This is a genomic window from Streptomyces sp. NPDC004610, from assembly GCF_040609715.1.
In the GTDB taxonomy this organism is placed as follows: domain Bacteria; phylum Actinomycetota; class Actinomycetes; order Streptomycetales; family Streptomycetaceae; genus Streptomyces.
Window position 1 is genome coordinate 40,928 of the sequence record NZ_JBEXLA010000041.1, and the last position, 17,091, is coordinate 58,018.

Below are 17,091 nucleotides of genomic sequence, written 5' to 3' on the forward strand. Positions count from 1 at the left end.
CCTCCGTGCAGGGTCCGGTACGGCTCAGACCGTGCCGGTGGTTGCGGTGTGCTCGGCGTACATCGCCTCGATCTGCCCGGCGTAGTGCGCGTGGATCGGCCCGCGGCGCGTCTTGCGGGTGGGGGTGACGAAGTCGCCGCCGGGCCCCCAGTCGTCGGTCAGCACGATGTGGGCGCGAACCTGTTCGGGCCTGGACAGGACGGAGTTGGCCGCGGCCAGCCCCGCTTCGATCGCCGCCCGGACCTCGGGGTGGCGGCACAGCTCAGTGGGTCCGCCGTCGAGGCCGAGTCGTGCGGCGAAGGCGGTGACCGCATCGGGATCGGGTACCAGCAGAGCGGTGACGAAGGGGCGGGCATCGCCGATCACGACCGTGTGCGCGAGCAAGGGGGTGTGGGTGAGGACGGCTCCCTCGATGGCGGCGGGGGACAGATTCTTGCCACCCGTGCTGATCATCAGGTCCTTCTTGCGGTCCAGCAGGGTGATCGCGCCGGTCGAGTCGATGGTGGCGACATCGCCGGTCCGCAGCCAGCCCCCGGCGGTGAACGCGGTGGCGGTCTTCTCGGGGGCGCCCAGGTAGCCCCGCATCACGGTCTCGCCGCGGATCAGCAGCTCGCCGTCCGCCGCGATGGTGGCCTCGACGCCCGGCATGGGGTGGCCCACCGACGTCACCGGGGCCTCACCGGGGGGCGAGTAGGTCGCCATCCCCGACAGTTCGGACATGCCGAGGCCACTGCTCACGGGGATACCCAGACCGCGCAGGTCGAGCAGCAGGCTCGGCGCGATCGGCGCGGCACCCGAGGCCGCCACCCGCAGTCGGTCCAGGCCGAACCGCTCCCGCAGCGGTGCCAGCACCCTGGAGTCCAACGCCGCCCAGCGGTCGGCGAGTTCGACGGTGAGTCGGCCCTGCTCGGCGGCCTCGGCGTAGCGCAGGCAGAGGCAGGGGGCCTCGGACAGCGCCTGTCGGCGTACCGCGTCGGGTTCGCTGTCCGCGGCCTGTCGCAGTGCCGCGCGGAAGCCGTTGTGGAGGCGTTGCCAGATCTGCGGCACCGCCCCGAAGATCTGGGGGTGGACGTCGGCGAGGGCGGCGGCGATGTCACGGGGGCCTCGATTCTTCCACCGTCACTCGGCCGGCCAGCGCGAGGGCGCGCGGGACCTGTCGGGATCCCGGCTCCCGAGTACCCCGCTCCCGGAATCCGGATCCAGTCCGCGCGGGTGAACACCTCTGCCTCTCACCAGCGGGGCCCACGGTGGAGGCGCGGAGATCCTTCACAGCAGGGCGGAGCGGAACCCGTCCGGGTCACAGGCCGGCGGCGGTGAGGATTCGATACATCCGGGTCGGCCGCAGCGCGGAGTTGGCAGCGGCGTCGTCGGCCACCTCGGGGTCCGGGTCGGAGAGCAGACGCTCCAGCAACGTGTCCGTGACGTTGGGGTGACGGGCGACTCCGCGGCGCAGGAAGGACTCGGCAGCGGTGGCGAGTTGCCGAAGGTCCGGCACGGGTAGTTCTGGGTCTTGCAGGGCGAGATAGCGCGCGTCCGGGCTTGGTTCGTCGACGAAGGTGCGCAGCGTGTGGCGGGGGAAGTTGGGGTGATCGACGAGGAGCGGTCGGATGTGGAACACGTCGCCGTGTGCGCGTGCCAGTCCTTCCAGGACGCTCGGCGGTGTGTCGGGCCGACGTGCGGCAGTGCGACGGACCATGAGGTCCGGGTCGTTGTCCAGCCGACGCCATGCCTCTTCGGGCAGATCGTGACAGGAGGCCAGTGCGCGCCGGAATGCTGTGTACGGGCAGTCCAGGTAGGTCATCCGCTCGCTGAGGGGCGCTTCGCGCAGCCAGTCCGGTTCGGCGAAGTTCCAGTTCAGCGCCACCTCGGCCGCGATGCTTCCGGCCGCGCGTTCGGCTTCCACGAGCGCGTACAGCCGGTCCCGGGTCTCGGCATCCGCATGGCGGCTCTGCGCTGCCGCGACCCGCACGAGCGGATCGTCGATGTCCAGCAGCCGGGCAACCATCTCCGCCGAGAGATGAGGGTTCCCGGCGACAGCCTGATGGACCTGCTCTTCCCCGCTCCGCATGAGCCGTGCGAACTGCTCCGGCGTGAGCGGGACGTAGCGCGCCACATTGACCTGCACGGCAGGGTCGGCGAGGCAACGCTCCCACCACTCGGGCGGGACACCCGGTTGCCGGTGCTCGGTGGCGGCTGCGCGGACCTGGGGATCCGGATCGGCGAGCAGTTCGACTTGTACGGCGAGAGGCCGGTCGTACCAGGACCGCGCGACCGCGGCCCGCAGGCTCGGACTCGTCGCACTGACGAGCGCCATCCGAGGTCGGCCATAGGCTTCCTCCAGGTGGTCGATGGGGATCGTCACCTTGCTGTCCACCATGGCGCGGACAAAGCCCGGGTACGCGTCACGGATCGCCGGATCGGGATGCTCGGCGCATCGTGGGGGAGATCCGGTCTCCGTGGAGGCGTACGGCGGTGTCTTCGTCCCCGTGCGTCAGCAGAGCCTCGACAACAGCGTCCTCCAGGCGCCCGCGACGCAGCGCCAGCCCGTGTCGGCCCGCCCGGTGTGCGGCCAGGCGTATGAGGACGCCCTGAGGGGCTGTTGGGTTGCGGCCCAGCCCGGACAACCGGGGGTGAGCGAGGTTCGTCATGCGCTCAACCTAGTCGGGCCGCCGCGTGCGGGCCTGTCCATGGAGGGCACGGGGCCGCTGCCCAGGGGCGTTCCCCGGGAGGGCGGATCGGCGCCCGAGGATCAGGTCCCTCATCGGCACCGGCACATGGCTGTGCCCGGGGAGGGTGGTCCCGCCCCGGGCACGGTGGTGAGGATCAGACGAGAGCCAGGCTGATCTGGTCCTTGAACACCACCCAGTGCTGACCGGGGTCGTTGGTGTCACACGGCTGGCTGGAGATGTCCGTGGTGCCCCAGGCGTTGGCGAGACAGTAGCCGGAGGCGTAGTTGAGCGAGATCTGCTGGCCTGTCACGTCCCAGTACTGGCCCTGGTCCTTGGGGTCGCACGGCTTGGTGGAGATCTCCGTGGTGCCCCAGGTGTTGGCCAGGCAGTAGCCGGACGCGTCGGTGAGGGAGATCTGGTTGCCCGAGACGGTCCAGCGCTGGCCGCGCTCATTGGTGTCGCACGGCTGGCTGGAGATGTCCGGGGTGTCCCAGGCGTTGGCGAGGCAGTACAGGCCGGGGCTCATGGCCTGCTGGGCGGTGGGTGCCGCCCCGGACTCAGCGACCGGCAGGAGGGAAGCCATCGCCGTCAAGGCGACAAGGGCGAGGGGCTTGCGGACGGTGATTCCCATGCACGGACTCCATTCTCGACCCAGGTCGGGCGCGTTTCACGCGCGGCCTGGGAAAGAGGGTGCTCGGCTCGGATTCGAGCGCAGGGAGATTGATATCAGTGATGTCGAGTCAGCCGATCACTGTGCGCAACACATTCGCCCAAACGCATCACTTGTGGGATGACCCGATGAATTTCGGATGGTGTGCCCCGACCTCAAGTGCTGCGCAGGTGACGATGTTGGTGATGTGGGTAAGGGCTCCGGCGCCGACAGACAACGAGGCGGCGCGGCCCGCCGTGCTCGTCCGCATCCGGGACGGTAGCGGCGGGCGGCGGAGGCCCCTGGGCACCCCCGCCCCTCTCAGAGCGCGACCAAGGACTAGCGATGCTCGGCGGCTCGGGTGGCCCGAATTCGCCCACCCAGTTCGCCCAGCCGTTCGCAGACCGCGCAGGCCAACGCCCACCACCACGGCGTTCGTCCGGCTCCAGAGCCTTCGGTGGTCCCAGCGTCGCCCCTCCCGGATGGGGCCCCGCACGGGGAGGGTGAGTCCAGGAGGCGGAATCCGCAGGTCCAACAACTCCGTCGGCGGCGAACGCAGGGCGTAGGTGATGACGGATGGCGCTGGGCGGGTGGCTGGCGCCGTGGACGCGCGGCTAGTGTGCGCGAATGTCGTACCGACTGGATGCTGTCGTAGGTGACTTCGACCGTTTGCGACGCTGGGCCGCGGAGGTGGACGGGGCGGTGGTCGCCCCGCTCAGGCAACGTATGGGGCTGCTGCCGTTGACCACCGAACTCCGCGGTGACCTGCCGCTCTTCCTGTGCGAAATCTCGCAGAGCGGACCGGTGGCCCATGTGACGGCGGACTTCTGGGGCGGTGACGGGGAGCAGACCGCCGCTTTGTGGCGGGCAGGTGTACGGGAGTGGGGGCCGGTGGCTGCCTCGGAGTTCGGTGGTCCGAGGGACGGCTGGCCGATCAACGCCGCGCTCGCCCGCCTCGGGGTGGTGTCGGTCGGCCCCGGCGTGCCGGAGTACCGCGATCTGTTCGTGGAGGTGGGCCTCGGCCAAGGGCGGGACGAGCGGGACTGGCACCGCGCCGCTCTGGCGGCCCGCGATGTGGCCGACTACGACGCATGGCAGACGAGAGAGGAGGCCGAGCGGGAGTCCAGGGAGCGTGCCGCAGCCGCGCGAGCCGTCCATGAGCGGCTGCCCGGTATCCCGGTGCCGCTCAGCGGGAAGGACATCATCGGCCTGCTCGGAATACCTCAAGGCCGGATGATCGGAGCGGCCATTCGCCTTCTTCAGCAACTCCACATCGACCGTGGCCCGCAGTCCCGCGAAGAGGCCGAAACGGCACTGCGCGCCTGGGCGGTGGGGCAAGGTGTGACCCCCAGCGGCGAGGGGCTGGGAGAGGCGACCTGACGGGAGGCCAGGACGCATGGCTCTGCGGGGCAGCTGGGCCGCGAGGTGAGGCGTGCTCTCACCGTCTGCTCCTGGTGGTCAAATGCCCGCCGACGAAGTGACGTTGCGCCTGTTCATTCAGCCGTGGACGCGGACGTATCCGACCCGGCACGGCGTCCGAGGCCACTTGTTCTTCTGGCCCGCGACCGGGCGGGGTGGGTCGCCGAGGAGGCGTAGGTCGGTGTGGTGGAGCAGTCTGGTCAGTATGAGTTTGATCTCCGTGTAAGCGAAGTGCTCACCCAGGCAGCGGTGCAGGCCGCCGCCGAAGCCGATCAGGCCCCGGGTCGCGGCGGGGTCGGTGAGGAAGCGGTCCGGACGGAACACCTCCGAGTCCGGGAACGTCCCCGGCTGGCTGTGCACCAAGCCGGGGTGGAGGACGACGGTCGTACCGCGCGGGATCAGTGCCTCGCCGAGGACGAGGTCCTCGCGTGCCTTGCGGACGACCCCGTTGGTGATCGGGTGGAGGCGTTCGCTCTCGTGGGCGGCGGCGTCCAGGTACCGCATCCGGTGCAGCAGGGCCGGGGTCAGGGGTGCCGTCGGGTCGGGGAGCAGCCGTAGCCGCTCCTCGTCCACGAGCCGCAGTTCCTCCGGATGCCGGAGCAGGTCGATCAGGGCCCAGCACAGATGACCGGTCGTGGTCTCGTAGCCGACCCAGACCAGCATCAGGACGAGGCTGATCCGGATGGCGTCCGGGACGGGACTTCCGTCGGCGTACCGTGCCCCGGCGAGTTGCTGGAGGAAGTCGGGCTCTGGCAGCGGATTGCGCCGCCGGTCGTCGAGCAGGCGGCCCACCTCGGTGCGGAGCCGGTCGCGTGCCCGGTGGCTGCGGATGAGACGGGGTGCTGGGAACCAGCCCGGCAGCAGCGGGTCCACCCCGCCGGAGAAGTCCCGGAACAGGGAGAAGAACCCGCTGATCGAGGCCCCGACATCACGGCCCAGGAAGCAGCCGGCCGCGATCCGCAGCACCAGCGGGCCCATGGCCTCGACCAGGTCGAACTCGCCCTCGTCCGACAACCCCGCGACGAAGGTGCCGATCTCGTGCTCCATGACGCCGAGATGGTCCGCCATCCGGTGCGACCGGAATCTCGGCAGCACGATCTCGCGCTGCCGCAGATACTCCTCGTGCTCCGCCAGGAAGTACGCCTCGGCCGTGAACATGTGCCGGAAGAAGGGATACGCCTCCCGGATCGACAGGCTCTCCTCCGGCTGCCCGAAGACCAACCCGGCGTGCTCGGACCCGCCCATCACCACCGCGCGTCCCACGGGGAGCCGGAGGGAGAAGGCATCGCCGTGCTCCGCCCGGCCCCGTGCGAGCAACGATTCCGGCCGGCGCATGAACTCCGCCGCGTGACCCAGGACGGGTAGGCCGCCCGAGACATAGGGGGGTGGGGCGGGGACGGCGGTGGTGGTGGTCATCGGGGCGGCTCCGGGACGGGTGCGGGCACGGCGTCGCCGCCGTCCCGGGGGCGCAGTGCCCGGGTCAGCAGGGCGGCGAGCCGGGGGCGGTGCCGCGCGCGCAGCAGGGTGAAGTGGTCCCCGGGCGCCTCCAGCACCTCGAAGTCGGCGAGCCGCGCGGTGCTCCAGCCGTTCCACGGGTCGGCGGGATGCCGGATCGCCCGCTCGGGATCCATCACGGACGGGAACCCGCCCCGCGCCCGGATCAGGGTCACCGGAACCTCGGTATGGCTGATCCGGTACTCCGTCAGCGCCTCCAGATTGGCCTGGTAGACCGTGAGGAGATGGGTGACATGGTCCTGGGGAGGCAGTGAGTCCGTCGCGCCGAGCGCTCTGGCCAGCAGCTCCCGCTGCCGCGCGAGAGGCAGTTCCGGGTCGATCTCCGGTACCGGCGTGCCGGAGACGGCCGCGTTCATGCGGCACAGCTCGCGGATGGCGGCCGTCTCGTCGGACGGCGGCGGACGCTGTCCCGGTACCGGCACATAGGTGTCCAGCAGCACCAGCCGGGTGATCTCCGCTCCCTCGTGGGCCAGTTGCAGCGCCATCTCGTAGGCGACCAGTCCGCCGAACGAGTGCCCGGCGAGGGTGTACGGGCCGTGCGGCTGGACCTTCCTCAGCTCCTCGACGTACCGGTCCGCCAGGTCCTCGATCCGGTCCGGCGGCGGCTCCAGTCCGTCCAGTCCGGGTGACCGCAGACCGAAGCAGGGGTGGGCGCGGTGGAGCGCTCGGGCCAGCGGACGGAGGTAGTGCGGTGTGCCGACGATCCCGCCGAGCAGGAACAGCGGCCGGACCGGGGTGAGTGGCAGCAGGAGGGGCGACGGCGCGGTGCCGGGGGACTGGTCGGTCGCGTCCACGCCGCCGTCCTGACCGTGGGAGGCCAGCCGGTCGGCCACCGCGTCCAGGGTGGGGGAGTGCAGCAGCAGGGTGTGCGGTACGCGGTAGCCGAGCCACTCGGACAGCTCGGACTGCACCACGGCCGCGGTGAGCGACGTCAGGCCGTGGTCGTCCAGGGGTGCGGCGGTGTCCAGGGTGTCGCGGGGGACACCGAGTTCGGCGGCGAGCCGCGCGGCCAGCCAGTCGCGTACGGCAGGGGCGGTGGGGGCGGTGGGGGCCGTTCCGCTCGGTGAGGCGGGGAGGGGCGGCGCTGCCGCCGTCCGCGTCGGGGCCGTCGCCCCGACCGGTGGGAAGTGGCGGTCCACCGTGTCCTCGGCGTGCGCGACGACACACTCGACCAGCTCGAACGCGGGGAGTCCGCCCACGTGGTACGTCCCCCGGACACCTTGCAGCGCCTCCAGCCGCTCATACGCTCCCGCACCGGTCGCGGCGCTGCCGAAGTGCGGCATGAACGGCCAGCTCCGTTCCTCGTGCACCGCCACCAGCCGTCCGCCGAGCCGCTCCACGTCCCGCGCGAGCCGCCGCTCCGCCGCCCCGGACCCGCCGGGGCCGTCATAGGCGTAGCAGGTGTAGACATCGGTGCCGGGATGGCGGTGATGGAAGGAGACACAGCGGCCGGGGTCCGCCGACCGAATGTTTTCCGCCAGCAGATAGAACCCGGAGCGGGGGAGTCCGGTGATCGTGCACAGCAGGGTGCGGTACGGCATGTACCGCACCAGAGCGGCCAGTTCCCGTTCCTCCTCGGACAGGTCGAGCGCCTCCCGCATCCGGTCGGGGGAGACGGCGAGCACCAGGTCGTCCGCCTCGACGACGGCCCCGTCGCCGCACCGGACCCGCACCCGGCCGCCCGTCCGCTCGACCCGCTCGACCCGCACCCCGGTCCGTACGTCCCGCAGCTCGGCCGCCACCCGGCGCCACAGGTCGGCGAACCCGGCCGCCGGAGTGAACCCGCCGGTGTGGCCGCGCAACTGCGCTGTGGTGGACAGCAGGCCCGTCAGCTCGGCGTACTTCGCGAACAGCAGCGCGGGGATGTCCGCGTCGAGGGAGCCGTACCCGGCGGCCGTGAACCCGGTGCAGAGCGAGCGTGCCATGGGGGTGAGACGGTGCTCGGCCAGCCACTGCCCGACGGGGGCCGCGAGCGCGCCTGCGGAATGCGCCAGTCCGGGACGGGCCAGAGCCGGGAAGCGGTCGGCGCGCAGGCGCTGGTAGCGGCGGAACACGTCCGGCCGGAAGAAGTCGTCCGGTGGCGGGTGCGGCCGGTCGCCGTGGACCAGGTACGGGGTCGTGTCCACGGTCACGACACCGAGTTCGTCGGCGAGCCGGGAGACGGTGGTGTACGCCGTCGTGCACAGATGCGCGCCGAGATCGTAGACAGCGCCGTCCAACTCCACGGACTCGCTCTTGCCGCCGATGTCCGGCGCCGACTCCAGGACGGTGACCCGATGCCCCAGCCGCTCCAGCCGCCGCGCGGCGGCGAGTCCCCCGGGACCGGCCCCCACGACACAGACGCTACGAGACCCGCCCCGTGCTGCCCCTGATGAGGCGTCGCGGTCGCTGTCGGGACGGGACGGCCGGTCCCTGACGGTGGAAGCCGCCGGTACGGCCCTGCCTTCCCCGGCCGTCCGCAGCCCCAGCCGCGCCGCCGACCCCAGTGCGTAGACGAGGGCCCGCAGCTGGTCCACGGACGTGGTGGCGTGCGGGGAGCCGGACAGCGCGATGCCCAGGTCGGGTGGTGCCAGCGCCGGGTTGAAGCGCAGCGGTTCCACGGCGTCGTCGGGCACCACCCCGGTCAGCCGCAGCCGGGCCAGGTTGCGCCAGGGCCGTCGCGTCCACCGCCGGGTCGCGTCGAACACGGCCGCGTCGGCGGTGGGATCGCCGGAGAGGGGGTGGAGCTGGAGTTGGAGCAGTGAGGTCACGGGCGCGGTGGCGAGCTGTGCGCGGAGCGCGTCGCGGAGGAACGCCGGGGGCCGGGTGTCACCGGCGGGGCGTGGCAGCCGGTCCGGGGGACGGGGTGGCAGCCACCGTCCCTCCGGGTCGCAGTGCCCGAGATCGCGGGGGCCGTCCGGCGCCACCAGCCGGAACCGTGCCGCCCACACCGTGCCGTCCGGGGCGAGGTAGCCGCGCGGCACCTGGGAGTAGTAGTCGTACTCCGGGTACGGCACGGCGAGGCGGTGGTTGCTCCACAGCCGGTCGCGCCGGTCGGGGTGCCGGGCCAGCAGCGCGTCGCACTCCGGGCCCTCATGGTTCAGGGCGACGAACTCATGCGCGCTGGCCGCGTGGAAGCACTCCCCGGTGTTGAGGGTGAGGTCCAGGACGGCGCCGGTGTCCGAGGGGTGCGGGGGGCCGTCGAACAGACGCAGGGTCACCCCGCGCACCGCCGGGGAGATGTCGTCGCCGGAGACGGCGTTGCTGTAGCGGGCCAGCACCCCGAAGCGGCGCCCCGGCCGCAGAAAGCCGTGCGGTGTCCGCTCCCCGGAGCCGGAGCCGGAGCCGGAGCCGGAGCCGGAGCTGGAGCTGGAGCTGGAGCCGTCCGCATACGTCTGCTCCGCCGCGTCCAGTACCTCCAGCTCTCCCGACGCGGTGACCGACACGCCGTGGAACGCCCGGGTGCGCAGGGCGCGGGACGCGTCGGCGACCGTGCGGCCGACCAGGTCCAGCAGGGCGCGGAAGGCGGCGTCGAGGTCGTGGAGGCGGGGGTCGCCGGGGCCCCGGCAGATCAGCGGCCCGTGGTGGGATGCCATGCGCTCACCCCTGGGTGGGGGCCGCGTCGGACGCGGTACCCATGAGGAGGGTCCGCAGCACCGGCCGCGCCGGTCTCGCACCCCGGTGAGGGTTCCGGACCGCGTCCCCCGCGCCCGCGCCGGGGTCGAGGTGGGCGGCGCGGCAGGCGGCACGCCGGACCTTGCCGCTGGTCGTCTTCAGGACCAGTCCCGCCGTGCCGATCACCAGGTCGCAGCCGTGGCCGTGGTCCCGGCGGACCCGTGCGCGCACGGCGGCGGCCAGCGCGTCGAGCGCCTCGGGAGCCGGCCGTGCCTCCCTGACCTCCACGAACACCACCAGCCGCTCCGCGTGGACCCGTCCCGGCTCCTCGGGGACGGCGAACGCCGCGATCCCTCCGGGACGCACCAGGTCATGGCAGCGCCGGACGCTCTCCTCGATGTCCTGCGGATACAGATTGCGACCGCCGAGGATGATCAGGTCCTTGCGGCGGCCGGTGACGAACAGTTCACCGTCGTGGAGGAAGCCGAGGTCCCCGGTGCGCAGATACTCCGCCGGGTCCCCGTCGGCGACCCGCGCGCGGAAGACGGCCCGGGTCTCCTCCGGACGGCCCTGGTAGCCGCGCGCCTTGGTGGGGGAGTCCACCCAGATCTCCCCCACCCTCCCCGGCTCGCACGGCAGCAGGGTGCCGGGATCGACGATGCGCAGCCGCGCCCCGGTCTTGGTGACCCGCCCGCACCCGAGGTGCACGGCCGACGGGGTGTCCGCGTCGCGGTCGTCCAGCGGGACGGCCCTGCCGCCGCCCAGCGCCGCCCGGTCCAGCCGCAGCCGGGCCCGGCCGCCCATGGTGACGCTGACGGTGTGCTCGGCCAGTCCGTAGGCGGGGTAGAACGCCTCGCGGCGCAGACCGGTGACGGCGAACGCGTCGAAGAAGCGGTCCATGGCGTCGGCGCGGATCGGCTCCGCCGCCGACATCACGACCCGCAGCGAGGACAGGTCCCAGCGGCTGCGCGTCCGCTCGGTGGTCCGGCGGACCGCGAGGTCGTAGGCGAAGTCCGGTGCCGCCGTGTGGGTGGCGCGGACCCGGTCCATGACGTCGAACCAGACCGCCGGGTCCTGGAGGAACGCCAGCGGGGACAGCAGATGGGCGCCCCCGTTCCCGGAGAGGGCGCTCAGCAGCACACTGATCAGTCCGAAGTCGTGGTACTGCGGGAGCCAGAACACCCCCCGGGTGCCTTCGCCGAGGCCGAGGTCGCGCGCGTTCGCGGTGGTCTCCTCCCACAGGTTGCCGTGGGTGATCACCACACCCCGGGGATCCCCGGTCGACCCCGAGGTGTACTGGAGCAGCGCGGGGGCGTCCGGCTCGGTGGGAACGGGGGGCCCGGTGTCCTCGGCGTCGGGGTCCAGGGGGCGCCAGCGGTCCGTGCGGTACCAGGGCAGCGCCGTCCAGGACGCCGGGCGCGCGGACACCGCGCCGACGACCCTGCCGACGGTCCGCGCCCGGTCGTACGCGGTCTCCGTGAGGACGGCCACCGCACCGCAGTCCCGGGCCACGGCCGCCAGGGCGGTGGTGTCCGGTGGCCGCCGCAGGGGGTTCGGCGGATACACCGGGACCGGCAGCAGACCCGACCGCAGACAGGCGAGCAGCGCCACCGCGAAGTGCGGTGACGGCGGGTAGCACAGCAGCACCGGGTCACCCGGCCGCAGCCCTCGACCGGTCAGCTCCCGGGCCGCGCCGGCGGCTGCGGCGGCCAGCGCGGAGGGGGTGAGGACGGTCGTGTCCCGGCCGTCGTCATCGACATAGGTGAGGAGGGGAGTGTCCGGGGAACGCCGGCGCAGCGCCTCGAACTCGGCCGTCACCGACCGGGGTCTGTCCGGGTCCGTCCTCGCCATGCCGGTCCTCCCTGTGATCCGAGGGCACACCGAAACCCCGGCGCACGGCCGGTACGGCCGCCGCCGGAGAAGACGACTCAAGAACAGCGGACCGGTTTCCCTCAAGAGGGCGGTACGAGGACTGCCCGAACGGGCATTGATGGGCTCGGTGCCAGTCCCGGCCGGTGCCGGTCCCGGCCGGTCCCACTTTCGGCCGGTGCCAGTCCCGGCCGGTGCCGCCCCGGCCGGGCACCGGTACAACTCCCCCAGCGGGCCTCCCCGTTCGCCTCCCCGGCGGGGCACGCCCTCGTGCCCTACCCGGAGTGGCTCGGCGGGCGCACCTTGGAAGGGCTCGCGGACCGGTTCCCCTCAGGAGGCCGGTACGAGGACTGGCGGGGTTCGGTGGCTGTGGACGGGGGCCGGTGTCGGAGGCGATCGTCGGGCCCTGCGGACTCAGAGCGCGGCGGTGGACGGGGGGCCGGTGCCGGAGGGCGATCGTCGGGCCCCGCGACTCAGAGCGCGCCGAAGGTCTCACAGGACTCGCGCACGCCTTCGCCGTAGGCGGGATCCGCGCTGGCGCAGTTCTCGATGTGCCTCAGGACCGTCTTGTGCTGGGCGCCCTTGATCGCGCGGGCGGTGTTGTCGAAGAGTGCCTGCCGCTGTGCCGGGGTCATCAGCCGGAACAGGTCGCCGACCTGGGTGAAGTAGTCGTCGTCGTCCTGCCGGAAGTCGAAGTGGTCGGCCGTCGCACCGATGGCCTGGGCGGGGTCGGCGTAGCCGGGCTGATCGGCCCATCGGCCGAAGTTGTTGGGTTCGACGCCGGGAACACCGCCCTGGTTGCCGTCGACGCGCATCGCCCCGTCGCGGTGATAGGTGTTGACCAGTTTGGCGCCCCGCGGGTAGTTGACCGGGACCTGGTGGTGGTTGACGCCCACCCGGTAGCGGGCGGCGTCACCGTAGGAGAACAGCCGTCCCTGGAGCATCTTGTCCGGGCTGAAGGAGATGCCGGGGACCAGATTGGCCGGAGTGAAGGCCGCCTGCTCGATGTCGGCGAAGTAGTTGTCCGGGTTGCGGTTCAGCTCGAACTCGCCGACCTCGATGAGCGGGTAGTCCTTCTTGCTCCACACCTTGGTGAGGTCGAAGGGGTGGAACCGATAGGTGGCGGCGTCGGACTCGGGCATGATCTGCACATACAGGGTCCACCTCGGGAAGTCGCCGCGCTCGATCGACTCGTACAGATCACGCCCGTGGGACTCGCGGTCGTGGGCGATGATGTTCGCGGCCTCCTCGTCCGTCAGGTTCTCGATGCCCTGCCGGGTGCGGAAGTGGAACTTGACCCAGTTCCGTTCCCCGGCGGCGTTGATCAGGCTGAAGGTGTGCGAGCCGAAGCCGTGCATGTGCCGGTAGGACCGGGGAATCCCCCGGTCGCTCATGATGATGGTGACCTGGTGCAGGGACTCGGGCAGGCCCGTCCAGAACGCCCAGTTGTTCTCGGGGTCGCGGAGATTGGTACGGGGGTCCCGCTTCACCGCGCGGTTGAGGTCGGGGAACTTCAGCGGGTCGCGGTGGAAGAAGACCGGTGTGTTGTTGCCTACGACGTCCCAGTTGCCTTCCTCGGTGTAGAAGCGCAGCGCGAAACCGCGGATGTCCCGCTCGGCGTCGGCGGCACCGCGCTCGCCCGCCACCGTGGAGAACCGGGCGACCATCTCGCACTCATTGCCGACCTTCCCGAAGATCGCGGCCCTGGTGTAGTGGGAGATGTCATGGGTGACCCGGAACGTGCCGAACGCTCCGGATCCCTTGGCGTGCATACGACGCTCGGGGATGACCTCACGGTCGAAGTGGGCGAGCTTCTCGATCAGCCACAGATCCTGGAGCAGCAGCGGACCCCGGGCGCCTGCGCTCATGCTGTTCTGGTTGTCCGTGACGGGGGCTCCCGCCGCGGTGGTCAGCGGGTGGGTGTTGTCCTCGAAAGCCATTTCATCTCCTGAAGAGTGTCCGATGCCGTGGTGTGTTCACACGTCACGGCGTTGTCCGGAGGAGCCGGTGCACGAGAGGCACAGTCCCCAAAAGACCACCTCGGCCTCGTCGACCACGAAGCCATCGGTGTCCGGTGGTGTCAGACAGGGCCGTCTCCCGATGGCACAGCCGACATCGGCCACCGCGCCGCAGGCCCGGCACACGACATGGTGGTGCTGGGTGTCGGTGTGCAGCTCGTAGAGGCCGGGGGAGCCGGCCGGCTGGAATCTGCGGACGAGCCCGGCCCCGGTCAGCACGTCCAGCACGTTGTAGACGGCCTGGACCGATGCCGCGCCGATCACCTCCCGAACGGCACGGGCGACGAATCCGGCGTCGGAGTGCGGATGCTGTTCCAATACGTGCAGCACGGCGGTGCGCTGCGCGGTGACGCGCAGGGAAGCCCTCCGCAATCGTTCCGCCTGGTCCCTGACAGGCAACGGGCATCACCTCACTGTTTCCGGAGTGTCGTAGCTGGACGCCCTCGGCCCATGGCCCACACCGATGGGCATCCCGGCGATCACGTACGGCGCGAGAACCCAGAACCATGCACCGACTTGACTCACTCCAGTCTTGGGCTGACCCGGACTTCCGCCCACCACGCGAACGGACGTCGAACCCACAGATCCGGACAGGTGAGGGCGACGGCGAAATCATGCGCGGGCGTCCCGGTGCGGTGGTCGGCGACCGGCCTCGGCAGGTGGAGCATGGCCCCACCGGTCGCGGGCCGCCCCCGGCGCCGGCACCGTGGCGCGGCGGATCGGCGCCGGGGGCCGCAGGGCAAAAAGGGCTCGCTACGTGGGCGGATCGGATGGCAGGGTGCGGCCCATGACGCCCCAGCATCAGATTCGTGCCGACTACGACGCCCGCACGATCGTGGTCTATCAGGCGTACTCGCCCGCCATCGCCGACGCGGCACTGCGGGCGGGCCGCTTCGTGGCGCCGTTCTCCTTCCACCGGATGACCTGGATCAAGCCGTCGTTCCTGTGGCTGATGCACCGCAGCAACTGGGCCCGCAAACCGGGCCAGGAACGAGTCCTCGCCGTGCGGATCACTCGGGAGGGCTGGGAGGATGCCCTGTCCCAGGCCGTGCTGACGACCGCCGACCCGGCAGCGGTGGCCCAGGCAGCCGTACATGTCCAGTGGGACCCGGAGCGCTCACCGCGAGGAGCGGCACTGAACCACTACAGCATCCAGGTCGGCATCGGCCGCCACCTGATCCGCACGTTCACCGACGACTGGATCACCGACCTCACCGACCTCACCGCCCAGGTCCGCAAGGCATCGACACTGATCCGGACCGGCCACGCCGGCAAGGCCCGGCGGCTGTTCCCCGAGGAGCGCGCCTACGCGCTGCCTCGGGCACTGGAGGGTGTCGTCACCCCGGACAGATGAAGGTCCCACCACAACCACCGTACGACGACCGTCGTCGACCGCCGACGATGTGCGGTGGCGCGAGCAGTCGGCCGGTGCCGAGGGCGACCGCGCGGTACGGGGCCGCCGCTTTTGCGGCGGGGCAGGTGAGGGGTGCGGGCCAGGTGACGGTGCGCCCCCCGGCGCCGGAAGCGGCCGGTCTCCGCCCGGTCGGGGGGAGACCGGCCGCCGGGAACAGGCGCCGCGTCCCCCGACCGGGCAGAGCGCGCGGCGGCGCCGGGGACGGCCCGTGTGGACGGGCCGTCCGGCATACCCACTGACATCGCACCCACCCGGGACCCGGCCCGGGTGGGATGTCAGTGGTCGTGCACGCGGTTGGTGGCGGTGATCTCCTCCCAGGACTTCGGCTGCTCCGGGGGCGAGTCCGCGGAGCGAGCCGCCGCCGCGGCGGCCGATGCCGGGGCGGCCGGTGCGTCCGGCTTCACCGGCTGGTACAGCCAGGTGTCGAAGAGCGCGGTGAGCGACCGGCCGCTCACCTCCTCGGCGTACTGCCGGAAGTCGGTGACCGACGCGTTGCCATGGGCGTAGCGCTGCGGCCAGCCCTTCAGGATCCGGAAGAAGTCGGCGTCACCGATCTCGCTGCGCAGGGCGTGCAGGGCCAGGGCGCCGCGATCGTAGACGGCCAGATCGAAGAGGTGCTCGGGGCCGGGGTCACCCACGCGTACGGACCAGAAGGGGTCGTCGGCCGGGCGCGAGGCGTACACCCAGTCGGCCAGCTCCTGGGCCGTGCCCTCGTTCTGGTACTCGGACCACAGCCACTGGGCGTAGCGGGCGAAGCCCTCGTTGATCCAGATGTCCTTCCAGGCGTCCACCGAGACCAGGTCGCCGTACCACTGGTGGGCCATCTCATGGACGACGACGGAGGTGTTGGAGCCGTCGATGAACATATTGGGCCCGTAGAACGGCCGGGTCTGGGTCTCCAGCGCGTACCAGGCGTCCCCGCTCGGCACATAGCCGCCGACCGCGTTGAAGGGATAGGGGCCGAAGTACTCCGCCAGCCAGTCGGTGATCTCCCCCGTACGCTCGACGCTCGCCCGCGCGGCGCCCGCCAGATCGCCCAGGTCCTCGCTGTAGGCGTTGAGGACCGGCAGCCCGCTCTCCGTGGTCCCGGTGGTGATCTCGTACTGGCCGACCGCGAGGGTGGCCAGATAGGTCGCCTGGGGTTTGTTCGACCGCCAGTACCAGCGGGTCCAGCCCGCCCGCGAGTTCGTCCACTGGAGAGTGCCGTTGGAGATGGCCTCGGTGCCGTCCGGCACCTGGACCGAGACATCGTAGGTGGCCTTGTCCTTGGGGTGGTCGTTGCTGGGGAACCACCACCAGGCCGCCTCGGGCTCGTTCGCGGCGAACGCGCCGTCCGAGGTGCGCTGCCAGTTGGTGAGCCCGTACGCCTCCTTCGAGGACGGCACCCCGGCGTACCGCACCACGATCGTGACCTCGGTGTCCGCGGCGAGCGGGGTACGCGGAACGATCACCAGCTCATGTTCCCCGGAGGTCGTGAACGTGGCCCGCGCCCCGTTGACCCGGACCTCGGAGACATCCAGCAGGAAGTCCAGATTGAAGCGGCTGAGGTCCTGGGTGGTCCGGGCCAGCAGGGTCGCGGTGCCCTCCAGCCGGTCGGTCGCGGGCTGGTACTTCAGCCGCAGGTCGTAGTGGGAGACGTCGTAGCCGCCGTTGCCGTAGGCCGGGTAGTAGGGGTCGCCGATGCCGGGGGCTCCGGGGGACACGCCGGCGGCCGATGCCGGGACGGCCAGCAGCACGGAGGCCGCGGCCAGCGCGCCGGGAGCGAGGATTCTGCGGTGCACGGAAGAAGCTCCAAGTCGTCGGGGCCCGGTCGCGGAGACCGGGCGTCGGGGTCCGGCTGTGGGGAACCGAGAAGACCGTCCACGGGGAGTCCGGGGACTGTCCGACGTTCATGAACACCCGCTCCGCGCGACCCTGTCCACGACCGCCCGATTCACACCGACG

At 71.7% G+C, this 17,091-nt stretch carries 11 protein-coding genes; 2 read left to right on the top strand and 9 right to left on the bottom strand.

The window, feature by feature from the left end; translation table 11 throughout:
• Nucleotides 1–24: 24 nt before the first annotated feature.
• The 3 genes from ABZX40_RS34515 to ABZX40_RS34525 all read right to left on the bottom strand — a co-directional run bounded on the left by ABZX40_RS34515 (nt 25) and on the right by ABZX40_RS34525 (nt 3,300).
• Nucleotides 25–1,092: an AMP-binding protein gene (locus ABZX40_RS34515; RefSeq protein ID WP_355735768.1), complete on the bottom strand. Its 1,068-nt coding sequence runs from the start codon at nt 1,090–1,092 to the stop codon at nt 25–27.
• Nucleotides 1,093–1,297: 205 nt separating this feature from the next.
• A complete protein-coding gene (locus ABZX40_RS34520; protein WP_355735430.1) occupies nt 1,298–2,377 on the bottom strand; it encodes a hypothetical protein in 1,080 nt (359 codons plus the stop codon).
• 446 nt (nt 2,378–2,823) lie between these two features.
• Entirely contained in the window at nt 2,824–3,300 is a 477-nt protein-coding gene (locus tag ABZX40_RS34525) for a ricin-type beta-trefoil lectin domain protein (RefSeq protein ID WP_355735433.1), read from the bottom strand.
• 645 nt (nt 3,301–3,945) lie between these two features.
• Here ABZX40_RS34525 and ABZX40_RS34530 point away from each other — a divergent pair.
• A complete protein-coding gene (locus ABZX40_RS34530) occupies nt 3,946–4,698 on the top strand; it encodes a hypothetical protein (protein ID WP_355735436.1) in 753 nt (250 codons plus the stop codon).
• A gap of 117 nt (nt 4,699–4,815) precedes the next feature.
• Here ABZX40_RS34530 and ABZX40_RS34535 read toward each other — a convergent pair whose 3' ends face one another.
• The 5 genes from ABZX40_RS34535 to ABZX40_RS34555 form a co-directional block, all read right to left on the bottom strand.
• On the bottom strand, nt 4,816–6,153 hold the full coding sequence (locus ABZX40_RS34535) for a cytochrome P450 (RefSeq protein ID WP_355735439.1): 1,338 nt from the start codon (nt 6,151–6,153) through the stop codon (nt 4,816–4,818).
• Nucleotides 6,150–9,827, bottom strand: a complete 3,678-nt coding sequence (locus ABZX40_RS34540) for an alpha/beta fold hydrolase (RefSeq protein WP_355735442.1) — start codon at nt 9,825–9,827, stop codon at nt 6,150–6,152. Before ABZX40_RS34540 ends, ABZX40_RS34535 begins: the two co-directional genes overlap by 4 nt.
• Before the next feature lie 4 nt (nt 9,828–9,831).
• Complete coding sequence (locus ABZX40_RS34545) at nt 9,832–11,697, bottom strand: fatty acyl-AMP ligase (protein ID WP_355735445.1); 1,866 nt, start codon at nt 11,695–11,697, stop codon at nt 9,832–9,834.
• A gap of 491 nt (nt 11,698–12,188) precedes the next feature.
• Entirely contained in the window at nt 12,189–13,655 is a 1,467-nt protein-coding gene (locus tag ABZX40_RS34550; protein ID WP_355735448.1) for a catalase, read from the bottom strand.
• 36 nt (nt 13,656–13,691) lie between these two features.
• Nucleotides 13,692–14,132, bottom strand: a complete 441-nt coding sequence (locus tag ABZX40_RS34555) for a Fur family transcriptional regulator (protein WP_355735450.1) — start codon at nt 14,130–14,132, stop codon at nt 13,692–13,694.
• A gap of 388 nt (nt 14,133–14,520) precedes the next feature.
• On the opposite strand from ABZX40_RS34555, the gene ABZX40_RS34560 reads away from it, so the two are divergent.
• Complete coding sequence (locus ABZX40_RS34560) at nt 14,521–15,087, top strand: DUF4291 domain-containing protein (protein ID WP_355735453.1); 567 nt, start codon at nt 14,521–14,523, stop codon at nt 15,085–15,087.
• A gap of 335 nt (nt 15,088–15,422) precedes the next feature.
• Here the strand turns inward: ABZX40_RS34560 and ABZX40_RS34565 are convergent, their stop codons facing one another.
• Complete coding sequence (locus tag ABZX40_RS34565) at nt 15,423–16,928, bottom strand: M1 family metallopeptidase (protein WP_355735456.1); 1,506 nt, start codon at nt 16,926–16,928, stop codon at nt 15,423–15,425.
• Between the last annotated feature and the right edge of the window lie 163 nt (nt 16,929–17,091).